Here is a 16,837-nt window from a genome sequence, read left to right on the forward strand (position 1 = left end):
CAAAAGGTGTGGGTGTCGCATCGTTGCGCACCCACACTTTCTTTGTTGCAGAAAGGTAACGGCTCCTCAAAAAGAGGTGTTATCGGTTGCCTCTGCTGAAAGTGAGCGATAACATTACTGCGTGCCTGGGGCACTCAAGGTGGAGTACGGGCTAGATAGTTCGCGGCACCAACTCCAGTTTTTTTACATAGGAGGGTCAAATGCAGAAACGTTTTTCTGCGGTAAAACGTAAGGCTATAGGATTCGCGGGGGTATTGGCGGCTGGCGCAATGGCGCTCACGGCGTGTGGCGGATCAGGCGCAGGCGGAGGTGCGAATGACACTGCGACATCAGGTGCAGCAACCAGTGGCGATGCGACTTCTGACACGGGGAAAGAACTGTACGTCGGCGTTTCGATGCCCACACAGACTTCTGAGCGATGGATAGCCGATGGAAACGCGGTTAAGGAAGGACTTGAAGCTGAAGGACACACCGTCGACCTGCAATTTGCGAACGACGATATTCCGACACAAACTCAGCAAATCGACCAAATGATCACCAACGGCGTCGATGTCCTTGTCATCGCGTCTATCGATGGCACTGCACTATCGAGCCAGTTGGACGCAGCCGCAGCCAAAGGCATTCCGGTAATCTCATATGACCGGCTAATCCGTGACAATGAAAATGTTGACTTCTATGTATCCTTCGACAACTATAAAGTCGGCGTTGCGCAGGCTACCTCGTTGCTTTACGGTCTAGGTCTTACTGACATCAAAGGTGAACCGGTTGCCGATGCACCGAAGGGCCCAATTGACATCGAGATATTCGCGGGTTCTCCTGATGACAACAACGCAAAATTCTTCTTCGATGGTGCGATGGATACACTTAAGCCATATCTTGACGATGGAACGCTTGTCATCAAGTCAGGTCAAACTGAATTTGATCAAGTAGCCATTTTGAGGTGGTCTCAAGAAGGCGCTCAAAAGCGAATGGAAGACCTCATTACGTCAACTTATGCAGGCGGTAAAGACCTCAAGGGTGTTCTCTCTCCATTTGACGGCATTTCTCGCGGTATTATCACGGCCCTCACCAACGCCGGATACGGTCCTACGCTTACTGATGGTCTACCAGTTGTGACGGGCCAGGATGCAGAGATTGCATCAGTGAAGCTCATCAATGACGGTATACAGTGGTCAACAATTTTCAAAGACACGCGACTTCTTGCGAACCAAGCGGTACTTTCGGTGCTGGCAATGGCCGCGGATAAGACTCCAGAGGCAAATAACACAGAGGACTATGACAATGGAAAGAAAGTAGTTCCTTCGTATCTCTTAGAGGTAAGCACCATCTATAAGGACAATATCGAATCGGAACTGATCGAATCGGGCTACTTCACTGCCGAACAGGTTGAGAAGGGCGCTTAACCGTCCAGTCTGGGGTGTTCAAACCGACCAGGGTGGTGGATACCCCAGACATACAATCGGAATTGGTGAAGAAATGACCGACTATATCTTAGAAATGCAGGATATCTGCAAGAGCTTTTCCGGTGTTGAGGTTCTCAAAGATGTCAATTTTAGTGTCCGTAGAGGTGAAATTCACGCACTATGTGGTGAAAATGGAGCTGGTAAGTCGACTCTGATGAAGGTGCTCTCGGGCGTATATCCCTATGGGACGTACTCGGGAACCATCATTCTTAACGGTAAACCCGCTCATTTCAGTTCTGTCAAGGACTCCGAGGCTGCAGGAATAGGGATTATCCATCAAGAGCTTGCATTGGTGCCTTATTTGTCGATAGCCGAAAACCTGTATCTGGGTACGAAGAAGCCGGGGCGATTTGGAAGTATTCGTTGGAATGAGCTCAATAACAGCGCGGAGAAGATGCTTGCTCGCGTTGGTCTCACAGAGCCTGTCACCACTCCCGTCGGGCAACTGGGTGTGGGTAAACAGCAGATGGTGGAGATCGGGAAAGTTCTTGCCAAAGAAGTAAGTCTGCTGATCTTGGACGAACCAACAGCAGCGCTGAATGACAATGACTCTGAGTCGCTGCTTAATCTTGTCCGTCAACTGCGAGACTCTGGGGTCTCTATCGTCATTATTTCTCATAAGCTCAATGAAATTGAGTCAGTTGCCGACCGTACTACGGTCCTACGTGACGGACGGTCTGTAAAAACAGTTGATATGCATGATCCCAATGTCAATCAGGACACCATTATCAACTTGATGGTTGGCAGAGAGTTGAGTCAACGGTATCCTCAACGCGATTCCAATATTGGTGATGAAATGCTTCGAGTCGAGGACTGGACTGTATATCATCCAACGCAACCTGGACGCGTCGTAGTCAAAGATGCCAGTTTCAATGTTCGGCATGGAGAAGTTGTTGGCATAGCGGGTTTGATGGGGGCAGGACGCACGGAAATGGCGATGAGTATTTTCGGACGTTCCTATGGGCGCGACATATCGGGGAAGATCTATAAGGAAGGCAAGGAGATATCTATTCCTTCGGTTAAGGATGCGATTAAGAATCGGATTGCCTATGCGACTGAGGACCGAAAAGTCTATGGTCTCAACCTCATTGATGACATTCGGCACAACATCGGAATAGCGGGAATCGATAAACACAGCCCGGCTGGATTCGTCAATGATAACGAAGAACTGGCTGTAGCCGAGCGGTACCGAGATTCAATGAACATTCGCGCCAGCTCGGTCATGCAACTTTCGGGCTCGTTATCAGGAGGAAACCAACAAAAGGTAGTTCTCTCCAAATGGCTCTACACCGATGCTGACGTGCTGATTCTAGATGAGCCGACGCGCGGCATTGACGTGGGCGCCAAGTATGAGATCTACACGCTTATCAACCGTATGGTTTCTGAAGGGAAAGCTGTCATTGTCATATCGTCGGAGCTCGAAGAGCTCTTGGGTATTTGTGACCGGATCTACACGCTGGCCTACGGACGAATAACCGGCGAACTTTCAATTGATGAAGCAACACAAGAAAACCTCATGAAACGCATGACTATTGAACCGGCAAGGGAGACAGAATGAGCAGCGCCGAAGTGCAGGGGAAGCGCCCTGCATCTGTAAAGAAACCGTTGAGAGGATTGCCGTTGGGGGGAAATCTCCGGCAGTCGGGAATATTCTTAGCGTTTGCGCTGATTGTTGTCGTATTTGCAGTTCTCAAACCAGTTTTCCTTAGTCCTGAGAATCTGACGAATATCGTACTTCAGTACTCGTATATTCTTGTCTTGGCTATTGGAATGCTTTTTGTCATCGTTTTGGGACAAATCGACTTATCAGTAGGTGCGCTTTTAGCATTGGCAAGTGCCGTCTCGGCAGTCCTCGTTATAAAAGAAGGAATGCCTTGGTGGGTAGGACTGCTTGCTGCATTAGCTACCGGTTTGATCGCAGGAGTCTGGCAGGGATTTTGGGTAGCATACGTGGGAATTCCCGGATTCATCGTGACTTTGGCTGGAATGCTCATATTCAGGGGACTCACGTACATTGTGCTCAACAATGTATCCCTGTCAGGATTTCCTCAGACCTACCAAAATATTGGTAACGGATTCCTTAACGGACTCCTCGGCGGAAACGGGATAGATGTTTTTACCCTTGTCATTTTTGCGGTGGGGGTTGTTGGCTTTGGATACTTCCAATGGCGTGGGCGCCAAGATCGAATCCGGTACGGGCAAAAAGTAGAGGCACTGTGGGTATTTGTCCTCAAGTGGGTACTACTGGCAGTCCTGGTCATGGCATTCGCCTATCAGATTGCTCGAGACCGCGGGTTGCCGATTGTCTTGATCATCATGGCAATCCTCATCCTTATCTACGGTTTGGTCAGCCAAAAGACAGTGTTTGGGCGTGATATTTATGCGATCGGTGGAAATAAAACGGCAGCAGCACTGTCAGGAATCAGTGTGCGAAGTGTGTCGTTCTGGACTTACGTCAACATGGGATTCCTTTCAGCCGTGGCTGCGGTGCTTTTCTCAGCTCGTATGAATGGGGCTCAGCCGGCTGCAGGCAACATGTTCGAGCTCGATGCCATCGCTGCATGTTTCGTTGGCGGGGCTTCCACCACCGGTGGGATAGGACGTATCTCTGGTGCTTTGGTCGGTGGTTTAGTCATGGCTGTCATGTCGAACGGCATGCAGCTAATGGGCGCCACGACAGCAACACAGCAGATTGTCAAAGGTCTTGTCCTGTTACTTGCAGTCGCATTCGATGTTTTCAACAAACGTCGGTCAGGTGTGGCTAGCTAAAAGATTTTCTTCTCCAACACACAAATGTGCTGTCTGTCTCCAGTATTCGAAGGCTGGAGACAGACAGCACTCTTTGTTGTGGGGACGCGCTCTACTGCATAAGGAACGTTATGATCGTGCGTAGCTTCCTCGCTCCCTCGTTAATGAATTCCAATCAATAGTTGCTGTTGTAGCTAACAAAATAGAGAAATACCGCTACTGTGCTTTGAGCTTAGTATGCTGCCTGCGATAACCAACCCGAATAGAATCAGATTATGGGTCGGATAGGAAATACGTTCAAGACATTCTTTCTTTTTGTCGTCTTGTGGGCAGTCGTCCTAGGGTTGGGATACCTAGTGGCTTCAGGTACGGGCAACTTATGGTGGATCGCAATCTTTTGTGGTGTGGGTCTGGTGACTACTTTCTGGACGTACTGGAACTCTGCAACCATCGCCCTGCGACAAATGCGGGCTATTCAGGTCTCACAGGAGCAGGCTCCGGGCCTATACGCGATCGTTGAGGAACTTAGCGAACGTATGCAGATGCCAATGCCAACCATCTGGATTGCTCCAACTGCTACCCCCAATGCTTTCGCAACTGGTCGTAATCCATCAAATGCGGCGGTGTGCTGCACAGAGGGGATACTCAGATTGCTGTCAGAAAGGGAGCTGCGGGCTGTTCTAGGACATGAACTCATGCATGTGTATAACCGCGATATTCTTTCTGCATCGGTAGCCGCAGCGTTAGGTGGTATGGTTTCGTCACTGGCACAGTTAGCCTATTTGTCGGGTGCTCGTAACCGTAACGGAAATGCACTAGTGGGACTTGTCGCTATGATTGCGGCCCCTATCGCCGCTGCACTTATCCAAATGGGGATCTCACGGTCCAGGGAGTATTCAGCTGATGCCGACGGCGCGCTACTCACAGGTGACCCCGCAGGTCTGGCATCAGCCTTGCGAAGGATCGAAAGCGGTGTAGCGGCTGCGCCGATGCAGGCCACTCCAGAAAATGAGAATGCCTCGGCGCTGATGATCGCTAACCCGTTTCGCGGGGGCGGCATGACTAGTCTGTTTTCAACGCACCCACCCATGGACGATCGCATTGCCCGCTTGGAGCAACAGGCTGCCGATATGGGGCTACCTTTCCCATAAGGTTCCTCGCGGCACTGTTGGTTCTAGCCTTGGCTCGGTTTCTAGGAGAAAAAGCGAATAGTTATTGGAAATTGATAGGGCTGGCCAGCCATAGCGCGATCTTTTGCTTGGACAGCTGCCACTATCGAAATGACGAAATAGGCGATAGAGATTCCACCCAGCGCTATCCACATCAAAATCGAGAAGATCACTGCGATAGACCCACCATTATCGATAGTAACTGAACCGATAATCACCATGAGGAATGCAAGAATGTATCCGCCGACACTGACTAGTAAACGGGTAAGTTGGAAATTCATATTGCCCACAAAGACTGCGCGCGTGATGGGGCTAACTTGATCCCTGCGAAGGAAGAATACCAACGCGGGAATCCAGCCAAAGAAAATGGAAAGTACAAGGTTGAGGCTGATGTCACTGGCCTCATAGGGGGGTATGGCAGGACTGTATCCTGAAGCTGCATAAGCTGGTTGAGGGGAATAGGGCGGGTAGGTGTGACCGTCTTGACTGTATTGCGGTGACGGTGGGGTATATCCGTAGGGGCCATTTGGCGGAGGTGGAGGAAACGACTGTTGGGAAGGGTATTCCTGATCGGGCATTTCTTATTTCCTTGATCGATGCGAATTTGCGCCGAGGGCATTCGCTGTCGGCGTTAGATTTTGAGATTGGCTAATGAGCTTAGCGATAGTTGACGAACTGCAGTGCGACATCGAAATCCGCGCCTTTGAGTAAAGAGATGACGTCTTGAAGCGCATCCCGAGATTTTCCTGATACGCGTACCTCATCCCCTTGGATTTGGGTTTTCACCCCTTTGGGGCCTTCATCGCGGATAAGTTTCGTGATCTTTTTCGCAATATCCGACGCGAGACCTTCTTTGAGGGGGACGACTAACCTGTAGATCTTCCCAGAAGGCTGGGGTTCACGTCCCTTGAGGTCCATCGCTTTAAGGGATACGCCACGCCTAACGAACTTCGATTGCACTACATCAAGCACAGCAAGAGTACGTTCCGCAGTATTTGCTTCTAGAACAAGAGTGTCACCTTGTTGGGCTATAGATGCCTCCACACCTCTAAAGTCATAGCGCTGCGCAACCTCTTTAGCGGCCTGATTGACGGCATTATCGACTTCCTGCCGGTCTAAACGCGAGACAATATCGAATGAAGAGTCAGCCATAGCTCCTCCTAAATAAGTGTGAGTCTTTTCGCAACTGCCCCAGTCTAGCCCAGATAATTGGAAGCGAGGGGCTTTCCTCTGATATTCTTCTTCGGCACCGGTAATCCCGGTGTGCTTGGCGGATTGCCCGAGTGGCCAAAGGGATCCGGCTGTAAACCGGCTGCGTAATGCTACGGGGGTTCAAATCCCTCATCCGCCACTGGCTTGGACCTTTACACGCTTGTCCTGTAAGGTTTGGGTCATGCCCCGATAGCTCAGTCGGCAGAGCGTCTCCATGGTAAGGAGAAGGTCAAGGGTTCAATTCCCTTTCGGGGCTCTGGTCCTCCCGGTGGATGCTGGGATCGCCTTGGCGGGGTAGCTCAGCTGGTTAGAGCGCACGACTCATAATCGTGAGGTCGGGGGTTCGAGTCCCCCCCTCGCTACCGGTGGGATCAGATGACAAGAACGTGAGGTAAGACTGTGGCAAGTAAGTCGGCAGATGTCCGTCCCAAGATCACTTTGGCGTGCTCAGAGTGCAAAGAACGTAACTACATCACCAAGAAGAACCGCCGCAATACGCCGGATCGCTTGGAGCTAAAGAAGTATTGCCCAAGGTGCCGTACCAGCACATCTCATCGCGAGACACGCTGAGACAATAAGATGAGTCCCTCCACTTGGTGGGGGGACTTTTCATCTATCTGGGATTGAATTGTTATGAGGTTATCTGACGTGACCACCCTGAGGATAGGGGGGCCTGTTGACACGTTCATTGAAGGATCGCTCGAAGACATTCTGCCAAAGATAGAGGGCGACCTGCTGGTCCTTGGGGGAGGATCAAATATTCTGGCCGCAGATGAAGGCTTTTCGGGTACTGTGGTTCGTGACAGTTCACGAGAAGTTGCAGAACTTGGCGGAAGCCAGTTTCGAGTAGACGCGGGCGTAGTCTGGGACGACTTTGTCGCCTATTCGGTGGATCGCGATTTGAGCGGCTTAGAATCGCTCTCAGGCATTCCAGGAAGCGTGGGGGCCGCTCCGGTACAGAATATTGGCGCGTATGGCGCAGACGTGGCAGCTACGGTCGTTGCTGTTCGAGCATGGGACCGAGATATCAATGAGGCGGTGCGTCTTTCACGCGCCGACCTTAAGATGGCTTATCGTGACTCCATTTTGAAACGTTCTGCACGTTCGCAAAAATGGGGGCCTACAGGACGCTGGGTGATTCTTTCAGTTGATTTTGAGTTGGTGCATAGCGCTTACGGCTTTGTGCGATACGCAGAATTGGCAAAAAAACTTGACGTACCTGTTGGTGGACAGGCGAAGATATCCGATATTCGTGACGCTGTGCTTGGATTACGCCGTTCTAAGGGGATGGTGCTTGACCAGACGGACCATGACACTTGGTCAGCTGGCTCCTTCTTTACTAATCCGGTAGTGACGCGTGCCCCGGATGGAGCGCCAGCTTTTCAGACTGACGGGGGAATAAAAGTTTCAGCTGCGTGGTTGATAGAACAAGCAGGATTCCCCAAGGGATTTTCCATGGGCGGACAGGTAGCACTGTCTTCTCGACACTCGTTAGCCATTACTAATCGAGGTGGGGGTACTGCACATGAAGTTCTTGAAATGGCCCGTAGGATTCGTTCCAGGGTTAAGGAGCTCTATTCCATCGAGCTCCAACCTGAACCGATCTTTGTCGGTTGCCAGCTCTGAATTCTGGTGTGATGCTGTTGCTGGACCATACGATTGTCGCCCCAGGCATATTCTTGCGAGCAGGGAAGATGATCCCTCAGCGTGAATCCTAGGGGTCTTTTCACGCATTGTAGGTTTAGTCAGACACGGTAGGCTCATACTAAGATCGGCTGTTGACTTAGATAATGAGGTACCTTCTCAACCGGGAGCGTGAGTTTCCTTTCCGGGAGGGGGCCCGCACGTAATTGCGTGAGACCCCCCAGGGCAAGGCTATGGGGTTAGCGGCAGGTACTACATAGAGTTTTGCCGGATGCGGCGCAGAACCACACCAATGCCACCAACTGCTAAGAGAACAACTACGACAATAGTAAACGGTGTAATTAGACTACCGGTATGGGCTAAAACGCCACCGGGTTTTTGCTCTTGAGAGGGAGACCATGAACCATTATTGTCTCCGCCGATCGTAGTTCCTCCAGATTCTCCCGGTGGAGTCCCTGGGTTAACGTTCTCTTCTTCATCTTTAGTCTTCGCAGTGATCTCCAGAGCAATACTTCCACTTACCTTGCCTACTTTGACCATAACCGTGTGGTTTCCGACTTTTGTGTCTGCGGGAATGGTTACTTCTTCCTCTACAGTGCCACTGTCGGTGGTGTGGATTGTTGCCACAGTCTTTGGGGTCGAGTGGAGTTCAATAACACCGTCAGCACTTGAAGGAAGTTTCTCTGCTCGTACGGTTACTTTTTCTCCTGCTTTAGTTGTGTCTGACGATAGTGTCACTCGGGCACAACTTGTTGGTAACTCGACTGATGCCCCTTCCTCTACAGGAAAAGACTCACATATTCCGGGGAGACTGGTTGCTTCCCCGCTGAGTGTTACATGTCCGTCAGCAAGATCGATGCTGAGCGGTTTACCGAGATAAGTGAGATTGTGCACGCCTCCCTTACTATCTGGAAAATGTACGAATGTCGGGGTTCCCCGATCTGAACGATAGCCGTTGAGAATCCAAATATTGTCGATTACCTGTGCCATTCCGAAGGTAGTGGGCGCTTCTCCTCGCGAAATTGGTTCGGCGCCGTTCGGACCTTCCTGGTAGACCTCGCTGAAAGCATGGGTTCGTACCACATCCCTAAGAACAGCTTCCAGATAGGTTTGAGCAACTGAAGTATGACCACTTTCAATCAGACCATAGGCAATAAACTGGGCATCAGGAGCCTTCAGCGCATCCGATGCGGTTCCAGCAAACTGCCTGTTAGGGTCGTACTCTTCGTTAAATCTCTCCATCAAAGCGTCTACCTGGTCCGTGGAAAGGTCAGGTACCAAAAGACCCGTGTTGACATAGTTGACAATACCTTTGCGTTGCTCATAGGTAGCATCAGGTCGAGAGGTCCACAGGTATTGCACTGCCCGCCCATCAGGCATGAAGAACCATTCTTTATACTGACTAATCAGCGTTTTTTGTAAAGCTACATAGTTAGCTTGATCGTCAGTCTTACCCAGTACCTCAGCAATGTTAGCGGCATAGTCAAGATCAACGATTAGAGACACAACGAATTCTGCATCACGTTCGTCAGCAGCATTAACGCCTCCACCGGGGTAATGCGAGTGGATATTCCATGCGAGGTGTTCACTTGACCACTTCATATGAGATTTTATTGCTGGGTAAATCTCAGCCAAGGTTTCCTGGTTGCCGGTCGTGGAATAGAGCATCCACGCGGTTTGGGCTTTGCGACTGGGGAGAGATTCTCCGTTAAGTGCCCCATCGGCCTCGACATCCGCCATCATGCCGATCAGCGAATCCCAGGCGATATCCTCCTCGGTGTAGGCAAGATACTGAATGCCCAGTAGTGAGTCCCAGCTTGCTGAGGCCCGGTTGCGGGAAGACCCACCGTTGTATGTTGCGGCCTTTCCCGTGGCGACTTGATAGTGACTGATGCCGCTTTCAGGCTGTGGTGGAACAACGGTTTGCTTGATGTTGACGAAAGCGCGATAGTACAGCTGCCGTGTTTGCTCGGGAGTGACGCCCTCATCGCTGACAGTACGGAGGTCAAAACTTCCCACACTTGGAACGCGCGCTAGGTAATCATTCCACTCCGCTGTGCGGTCCTCGAGTGCTTGTCGAACGACGCTTACGTCAGCCCCACCTTGAGCACTTTGTGCTGCCGCTGTGATGTGGTCCGAGGACTGCCCGGGGGCATAACCCAAGCCAATCGCACTATCAGTATTTGAAGGAAGGACCGCTAACCATGTGCCTGTTGTCGGAGTCGGTATCGCACTTCCACCGGTTCCGCCCAACGCCTTGCCGGGATCGTCGTAGAAAAGCAGAGTCGCCGTTTGCGGAAAGGCGATTGCTTGAGTGTAGCCGTCTTTTTGGTTAACTAGTACCTTTGCGTCAGCATCCCAGCTAACAATCCTAGCCACGTCACCGTAAAGGGTTGGGGAGCCTTCTTTCAGCTGTTGGGCTTCTACAAGGCGAGAAATTGTATTGTCATCGACAAAGAGATCCCGTGTGGTGTAGCTCCCGGCTTCAGTGAACGTTGCTGTCCAGTCCAATGATTGAGGGTTCCATGTGCTGTTGAAGTTAGTTGTCGGAGTTTCAATCCAGTTGTTGGCGTGGTGGAAAGAAAGAAGAGTAAAGGTCGCAGAGGTAGGAACTGGTGTCTTTGTTGAAAAGAGCTTGATGTCAAATGTTTGCTCACCAGTTAACCCGGTAAGGGAAGCCAAGTTATAGCTGAAGAAACCTGATTCGGGGGTGTCGTTTTGTATGGTTGCAAAATCTTTGCTCGTCTCAGGATCAGAGAGTTTCATTGCCCATTGTGATCCGGCACTGAGATTATCGACGGCAATCGTCAATACTGGACTGGCCGAAAGATCGACGGTGAAAGTGCGAGCAACTGCACCGAACCCCCGACCAGAAGTACTAGTGAGAGTCGCACCTAAACCGGTTGGGGATGCTGCGAGTACAGCGCCGTTATTCGATGAAACGTTGGTCTTCCAAGCGCTCAGATCACTGAAATTGTCGGAGAAATCGGGGCGTGCATGAATCGAGAGAGCTCGAACAGTGGTTTCTCCTGAAGCTGTTGAAAAGAGCTTTACTGCAGCATTTCCGCTGGCGATGTCGTAACGTGAAAGATCATAGGCAAAAGTTCCAGTCGCAGAGGTATCATCTTGGATCAGGACATCGCCGCCGCCTTCTGGACGGACCTTTAGTGCCCATTTCCCCGTTGTGTTCGCAACCGAAACAAGCAGGATGGGTTTGGAACTATTATCCATAACTACGTTCCTTGAAACGCTACCCCATTCGGTCCCCTCTGGCAGAACGATATGACCACCATCTTCAGCGACAGTCAGCTTCGCGCCATTTCCAGTACCTGGAGACGTTTCCCATAGATCAGCTGAGTCCTCAGTGAAGAGATCGCTTAACAAGGGACTTTCGTCGCCCTCATCATAAACGGATGGTCCGTGAACAGGTGCTTCACTGCGTGTTAGCCCATTTCGAATGACACCGTCGGCACGTTTCTTTTCTTGGTTGATGTAGTAGAAGGTATCGAGTGAATTGTCTGCTTTGATTCTTGTGTCATCAGTTTGGGAGTGACTGGGGTTGAGTGCTATGCGTGAGTTTGGCTCAGAAAGCCAACGTTGTTGTTGTGGGCTAGAATCGGCCAGTTCTTCTACGGTGATGGGCTCACTGTCGTCTGCTAAAGCGATGCTGACCGGCGCTACCAATGTTGCCGCTGTCAGGGAAAATGAAGCAAGTATTATCGCATAGAGCCGTCGTTTGGATCTCTTCATCAGTCGTCCTTGTCTGAGTATTATTGGGGGGTAACCGTAACTAAAACGGTATGGTTGATTCGCTCATACTTTAAGTCGGTTTTAAAACCGTGTCAAGTATCGGCGGCCGACGCTCTGCTAGTGAAGACGGTGACTCTTACAGGCCGATTATAGTAATGAAGGCCCATTTTATGGATGAAATATGAGCGTCAAGAAGCTCTCATGATGGAGACATTGTGGGGAATGAATCGCACTATCGTTCTCGAAAACCGCTCCCAAATCGGTCTAGAGATTCCTTCTAGATATCGCATGTCATGCTTTGGGGCTATCCTCAGTCATCTATCGTGGTTGGGTGCCGTCACCGCAGGAGGCAGATGGGGCGCGGGACCTGTACTGGAGCGCACTATGAACTCCACTGGAGGCATTTCAAACTCAGGAAATGGACGGTTTTCCACTAAGGCAATAAGTGTCAATGCAGCGCAACGTCCCCATTCAATAGCGTTTTGCCGAACTGTCGTTAGACGAGGAGTCACATAGGGAGCAAGTGGGATGTCATCGAAGCCGATAACCGATAGATCATTAGGAACACTCAGTCCGCGATCACCAGCAGCAAACATTCCCGCAATGGCCATCAGATCATTTCCGTAGACAATTGCTGTTGGCGCATTCGGAAGATCCAGGAGCTCGTGGGTGGCTCGAGCACCACCTTCTCCCGTAAAATCTGCGGAAATGTACGGGCCTTGGGGGAGACCTAACTCCTCCAAAGTTTCAATCCAAGCGTCTCGGCGTGATCGTGTGTGAACGTACTTGTCGTTGCCCGAAACGTGTCCGATTACTTTATGTCCTAGAGCGGCTAGATGTTGCACTGCTCGCTTTACTCCCGCGGCGTCGTTCATCTCCACAGCAGCGACGTTCTCTGTCTCATGGGAAGGAGGCCCGACTACCACTATAGGTATGCGAAGGGTGGTGAGTAGTCGTGGGCGAAAATCTTCGGTCTCTAGATCGGTGAGGAATACGCCATCTACCTTAGCTTCGCGGACAAGCTGTTGATATGCGAGGCGTTCCGCCTCCGTATCGGATACGACTTGCAGCATAAGCGAATAGTTGTGTTCGGCCAGCCCCATTTGCACTCCGGAAACAAAGCCAGCAAAAAACGGGTCAGTGCTCAGTAAAGACGGATCTCTCTTGACCACTAGTCCTAAGACATGTGTTTGACTGAGTGACAAAGCACGGGCCCTTGCATCAGGGCGCCATCCCAGCTCTTCGGCGGCTTGCATAATACGTTTTTGAGACTCTGCACTTACACCAGACCTACCATTGAAAACGAACGAGACCGCGGTTTTAGAGAGCCCTGCCTTCCGAGCGACGTCTTCAATCGTCGCTCGTTTCGTTTTCTTTACCGGCTTGTTGACACCCACATGCAGCCTTTCGCTGAATAACAACACTTACGCTTAGTTTAGATCATTTTAGTTGGAGAGAACGCCCGTATGGAAAAATGACACTCACCGGCATTCAAATAGTGATGGCGAGAACGATTGTTCTGCGAGGCCTAGGTGGAGTTTGCCCTGCTGTTGTATCTAATAAACTGACAGGGATTACCAAAACCGGTTTAATAGCCAGTGGTTGCCGGACAACTGTAACGGGGCTCTCGATTATTGGAGCCATGCTAATAGGAGACAGACTTCGGTCTGGGATTGAAGGAGAAACGCGATGACGCGTAAGAGCCGCATAGCGATGTTCATACTCGCATCAGGCGCAGCCGCGATGGCTCTCGCCGGGTGCGGTGGAAATGAAAATGGTGAGTCGGGATTGTCGTCTGAACGAGATAAACCCGCAGCTGAGGGCCTAAGCAGTGGTCCTATCGAAATCTGGTACTCGACAAATGAACAAGAAATTGAGTGGGGAGAAAAGGTTGTAGAAACCTGGAACGCTGCCAATCCCGACCAACAAGTGACAGCCCAAGCTATCCCTGCAGGAAGCTCTTCTGAAGATGTTATCTCAGCATCAATCTCGGCAGGCAATACCCCATGCCTGATCTACAACACGGCACCAGCTGCCGTTCCTGCTTTCCAGGCTCAAGGGGGTCTGGTAAATCTTTCTACCGCTTTCCCCGACGGTAATGAATTTATCGAAGGGCGGTCTGGAAATGCCGCTGAGGGTTTTCGCTCCTCCGATGGAGATTTTTACCAAATGCCCTGGAAAACGAATCCTTTCATGTTGTACTACAACAAAGAGGTGCTGTCTAAAGCTGGATTGGATGCCGAGAACCCCAAGCTGGCCTCGTATGAGGACTTAGCTGCAGCGGCCAAAGCTATTAAAGACACAAGCGCAACCGGTTACGCACTTTATCCGCCCTCGACCGCTGACTACACGAATGTCAACTTCGATTTTTACCCATTCTTCCTTGCCAATTCGGACGGTACTCAGTTCATAAAGGACGGTAAGGTTACTTTTACTGACGAGGCAGGTCTAGAGACACTAGAATTCTGGCAAAGTCTTTATGCCGATGGGTACTCGTCCCCAGAAGCATTCAGCGGTGATATGTGGGCAGGACCTTTCGCAGACAGTATTGCTGCTTTCGGTGTTGCCGGTCCCTGGGGTAAAGCTCAGTTCGACGGTAAAGTCGACTTTGGTGTGACCTCTATTCCTACGAAGGACGGCAAAACTGCTGATGAAACTTATACCTTCGCCGATTAAAAAAATATCGGAATGTATACGGCCTGTGAAAACTTACAGACTGCTTGGGATTTCCTGAAGTTCTCAGTAGACGACGGTAACGATCTGGCTTTGCTGGAGACCACCGGACAATTTCCAACCCGCACAGATGTCACCGAATTGGCTGCAGACTTCTTGAGTGAGAATCCATTCTACGAACCCTTTGCGGCTGCAGTACCGTTGGCCGTTGATGTTCCTACCGTCGATAACCTTGCTGAGAAGATGCAAATCTTCCGTGATGCTTGGACCAGTGTGATTCAGTCGGGAAAGGGTGACATTAAGGCTACCTTTGATGAAGCTGCCCAAAAGATTGATGCGCTGGGCTGATCTCTATGACCGTTCTTACGGAAAAGGGGGTTGACGAATTTCGCCGTTCGTCAACCCCTCCGAATAAGAGAAAAATACATCTACTGAAACGTCTTTTTGGAGAGCATCCCCTGGGAATACTCCTTTCAGCACCGTATTTTGTCTTTGTGGTCGTCATTTTTCTTGTTCCTTTTGTTGTGGGAATTTGGATGTCGTTCCACGACTTTATTTTTCGCGCGCCGGGAGCCGAAGGTGAAAATCCGTTTGTGGGATTCGACAATTTCAGAGTGGCATTGTCTGACCCAGCTGTTCATCAGGCTTTCAAGAATCTAGCAATTTTCATTGTCATCAACGTGCCACTGACTGTGGTGTTCGCGATGGGGTTGGCACTTGCACTGGATGCGGCAGTCCATTGGAAAGGGTTTTTCCGGGTTTCCTACTATCTTCCGTACGTGACGGCTTCAGTTGCGACTTTGGCGGTTTGGTTTTTCATGTTTAATTCTGGAGGAGTCATCAACTCCATCCTGGGATCGTTGGCACCAGACCCGTCTTTCCTCGCAAATCCATTGCTTATCATGCCGTTGATCGCTGTCTATGTGACCTGGAAATCTCTCGGATTCTATGTCTTGCTTTACTTAGCTGCTCTGCAAAATGTTCCTGTCGAGCAAAAGGAGGCTGCCCAAATGGATGGTGCAGGGCGCTGGCAAGTCTTTAAGGCTGTTACCCTTCCAGCAGTTCAGCCAGTCACTTCACTCGTTGTATTACTTTCCATCATAACGTCGGGTCAAATCTTTACCGAGCCCTTCCTGTTGACGGGTGGAGGGCCAGGAGGCGCGTCAATGACGCCAGCCCTGTTGATGTATCAAAAGGCTTGCAACAAGGACATCCCGATATGGCTGCTGCCATTGGCATGTTACTTGTAACTGTGGTGCTGATTCTCTCGGTTATTTCGCGAAAGGTCACAGAACGACAATGAAAGCACCTGAAAAAAATAAGAGGCGAGTGGGTGTTGGCACAGCCCTCAGATTCACATTTCTCTTGGTAGGTGCACTGGCGGCACTCTTTCCTTTTTACACGATGATAATGGGTGCTCTGCAGAAACGACGCGATACCTCGCTTGTAGGCTTATTGCCTCACCTCGACAATCTCACTCTCGATAACTTTTTCGGAGTAAACCAATCCATAGATTTACCCAGGTCTCTTCTCAACTCGCTGATCATTACCGTGATCGTGATGGTATGCACAGTGGTGTTTGGGCTACTGGTTGGATATGCCCTTGCAGTACTTCGTTTCCGAGGGAGAGGATTAGTTTTTGCGATGCTGCTGTTAGTGCAAGCGATTCCTTTCCAGCTCCTGATGATTCCGCTCTACGTAATGATTGTGCGGTTTTTTGGTCTAGCTGATTCGTATGTGGGGATGGTCGCGCCCTTTGCTATCAACTCAGTGGCAGTACTAATCTTCCGGCAATATTTCTTGCAGATCCCTAAAGATATTTTTGATGCTGCGCGTATTGACGGTGCTAGCGAAGTCCGTATTCTATGGTCGGTTGCGGTGCCGTTGGTTCGCCCGGCAATTTTGACGGCTGTGCTAGTGACATTTATTGGCCCATGGAATGAGTTCCTCTGGCCGTTCCTCATTACTAAGGATGTCTCGCTGCAGCCGTTGGCTGTTACGCTGGCGAATTTTTCGCAAGCAAATTCAACGTTTCAGCAAAACCCCATGGGTGCCATACTGGCTGGAGCATGTGTCCTTGCGATTCCGGCTGTCGTCCTCTTTATCCTTTTCCAACGGCATTTTACTTCAGCAAATATCGGCTCAGCCATCAAGGGTTGACGCCCAAGACAGAAAGAA

14 protein-coding genes and 3 tRNA genes are annotated in these 16,837 nt (G+C 50.5%); 13 read left to right on the plus strand and 4 right to left on the minus strand.

All coding sequences use genetic code 11. The features are described from left to right. The first annotated feature begins 200 nt into the window (after window positions 1-200). The 4 genes from chvE to FYJ24_RS00940 all read left to right on the plus strand — a co-directional run bounded on the left by chvE (window position 201) and on the right by FYJ24_RS00940 (window position 5,362). Window positions 201-1,403, plus strand: a complete 1,203-nt coding sequence (gene chvE / locus FYJ24_RS00925; RefSeq protein ID WP_154542697.1) for a multiple monosaccharide ABC transporter substrate-binding protein — start codon at window positions 201-203, stop codon at window positions 1,401-1,403. Window positions 1,404-1,476: 73 nt separating this feature from the next. Beyond that, a complete protein-coding gene (locus FYJ24_RS00930; RefSeq protein ID WP_154542699.1) occupies window positions 1,477-3,021 on the plus strand; it encodes a sugar ABC transporter ATP-binding protein in 1,545 nt (514 codons plus the stop codon). Then, on the plus strand, window positions 3,018-4,232 hold the full coding sequence (gene mmsB, locus FYJ24_RS00935; RefSeq protein WP_154542701.1) for a multiple monosaccharide ABC transporter permease: 1,215 nt from the start codon (window positions 3,018-3,020) through the stop codon (window positions 4,230-4,232). The genes FYJ24_RS00930 and mmsB overlap by 4 nt, the downstream gene beginning before the upstream one ends. Window positions 4,233-4,486: 254 nt before the next feature. After that, entirely contained in the window at window positions 4,487-5,362 is an 876-nt protein-coding gene (locus FYJ24_RS00940; RefSeq protein WP_154542703.1) for a M48 family metalloprotease, read from the plus strand. A gap of 41 nt (window positions 5,363-5,403) precedes the next feature. Here FYJ24_RS00940 and FYJ24_RS00945 read toward each other — a convergent pair whose 3' ends face one another. Together FYJ24_RS00945 and FYJ24_RS00950 are read right to left on the minus strand one after the other, a co-directional pair. Continuing rightward, the gene (locus tag FYJ24_RS00945) at window positions 5,404-5,958 is read right to left on the minus strand and encodes a DUF4870 domain-containing protein (RefSeq protein WP_154542705.1); all 555 of its coding nucleotides are present in this window, start codon (window positions 5,956-5,958) and stop codon (window positions 5,404-5,406) included. Window positions 5,959-6,037: 79 nt separating this feature from the next. Next, window positions 6,038-6,532, minus strand: coding sequence for a YajQ family cyclic di-GMP-binding protein (locus tag FYJ24_RS00950; protein ID WP_154542707.1), 495 nt, complete (start codon window positions 6,530-6,532; stop codon window positions 6,038-6,040). Window positions 6,533-6,649: 117 nt separating this feature from the next. On the opposite strand from FYJ24_RS00950, the gene FYJ24_RS00955 reads away from it, so the two are divergent. The 5 genes from FYJ24_RS00955 (at window position 6,650) to FYJ24_RS00975 (ending at window position 8,218) form a co-directional block, all read left to right on the plus strand. Further along, window positions 6,650-6,731 (plus strand) — tRNA-Tyr (locus FYJ24_RS00955). Window positions 6,732-6,775: 44 nt separating this feature from the next. Continuing rightward, window positions 6,776-6,848 (plus strand) — tRNA-Thr (locus FYJ24_RS00960). Between the two features lie 32 nt (window positions 6,849-6,880). Further along, window positions 6,881-6,954, plus strand: a tRNA-Met gene (locus tag FYJ24_RS00965). 37 nt (window positions 6,955-6,991) lie between these two features. Then, complete coding sequence (gene rpmG, locus FYJ24_RS00970; RefSeq protein WP_318656411.1) at window positions 6,992-7,162, plus strand: 50S ribosomal protein L33; 171 nt, start codon at window positions 6,992-6,994, stop codon at window positions 7,160-7,162. A 78-nt stretch (window positions 7,163-7,240) separates the two neighbouring features. Beyond that, window positions 7,241-8,218, plus strand: a complete 978-nt coding sequence (locus tag FYJ24_RS00975; protein ID WP_318656412.1) for a UDP-N-acetylmuramate dehydrogenase — start codon at window positions 7,241-7,243, stop codon at window positions 8,216-8,218. Window positions 8,219-8,488: 270 nt separating this feature from the next. On the opposite strand, the gene FYJ24_RS00980 is transcribed toward FYJ24_RS00975, so the two are convergent. Next, window positions 8,489-11,986 carry an alpha-L-rhamnosidase-related protein gene (locus FYJ24_RS00980; RefSeq protein WP_154542711.1) on the minus strand — a complete coding sequence of 1,166 codons (3,498 nt, stop codon included), beginning with the start codon at window positions 11,984-11,986 and terminating at the stop codon, window positions 8,489-8,491. 314 nt (window positions 11,987-12,300) lie between these two features. Next, the gene (locus FYJ24_RS00985; RefSeq protein WP_206192414.1) at window positions 12,301-13,383 is read right to left on the minus strand and encodes a LacI family DNA-binding transcriptional regulator; all 1,083 of its coding nucleotides are present in this window, start codon (window positions 13,381-13,383) and stop codon (window positions 12,301-12,303) included. A 292-nt stretch (window positions 13,384-13,675) separates the two neighbouring features. On the opposite strand from FYJ24_RS00985, the gene FYJ24_RS00990 reads away from it, so the two are divergent. From FYJ24_RS00990 to FYJ24_RS01005, 4 genes are read left to right on the plus strand one after another with little or no spacing between them, the layout of a single operon-like run. Continuing rightward, the gene (locus tag FYJ24_RS00990; RefSeq protein WP_154542715.1) at window positions 13,676-14,662 is read left to right on the plus strand and encodes an ABC transporter substrate-binding protein; all 987 of its coding nucleotides are present in this window, start codon (window positions 13,676-13,678) and stop codon (window positions 14,660-14,662) included. Window positions 14,663-14,674: 12 nt separating this feature from the next. Continuing rightward, window positions 14,675-15,007 carry a type 2 periplasmic-binding domain-containing protein gene (locus FYJ24_RS00995; protein WP_154542717.1) on the plus strand — a complete coding sequence of 111 codons (333 nt, stop codon included), beginning with the start codon at window positions 14,675-14,677 and terminating at the stop codon, window positions 15,005-15,007. A 5-nt stretch (window positions 15,008-15,012) separates the two neighbouring features. Then, complete coding sequence (locus FYJ24_RS01000) at window positions 15,013-15,909, plus strand: carbohydrate ABC transporter permease (protein WP_206192415.1); 897 nt, start codon at window positions 15,013-15,015, stop codon at window positions 15,907-15,909. A gap of 49 nt (window positions 15,910-15,958) precedes the next feature. Then, complete coding sequence (locus FYJ24_RS01005; protein ID WP_154542719.1) at window positions 15,959-16,819, plus strand: carbohydrate ABC transporter permease; 861 nt, start codon at window positions 15,959-15,961, stop codon at window positions 16,817-16,819. The last annotated feature ends 18 nt before the right edge of the window (window positions 16,820-16,837 follow it).

Source organism: Scrofimicrobium canadense, from assembly GCF_009696615.1.
Taxonomy (GTDB): Bacteria; Actinomycetota; Actinomycetes; order Actinomycetales; family Actinomycetaceae; genus Scrofimicrobium; species Scrofimicrobium canadense.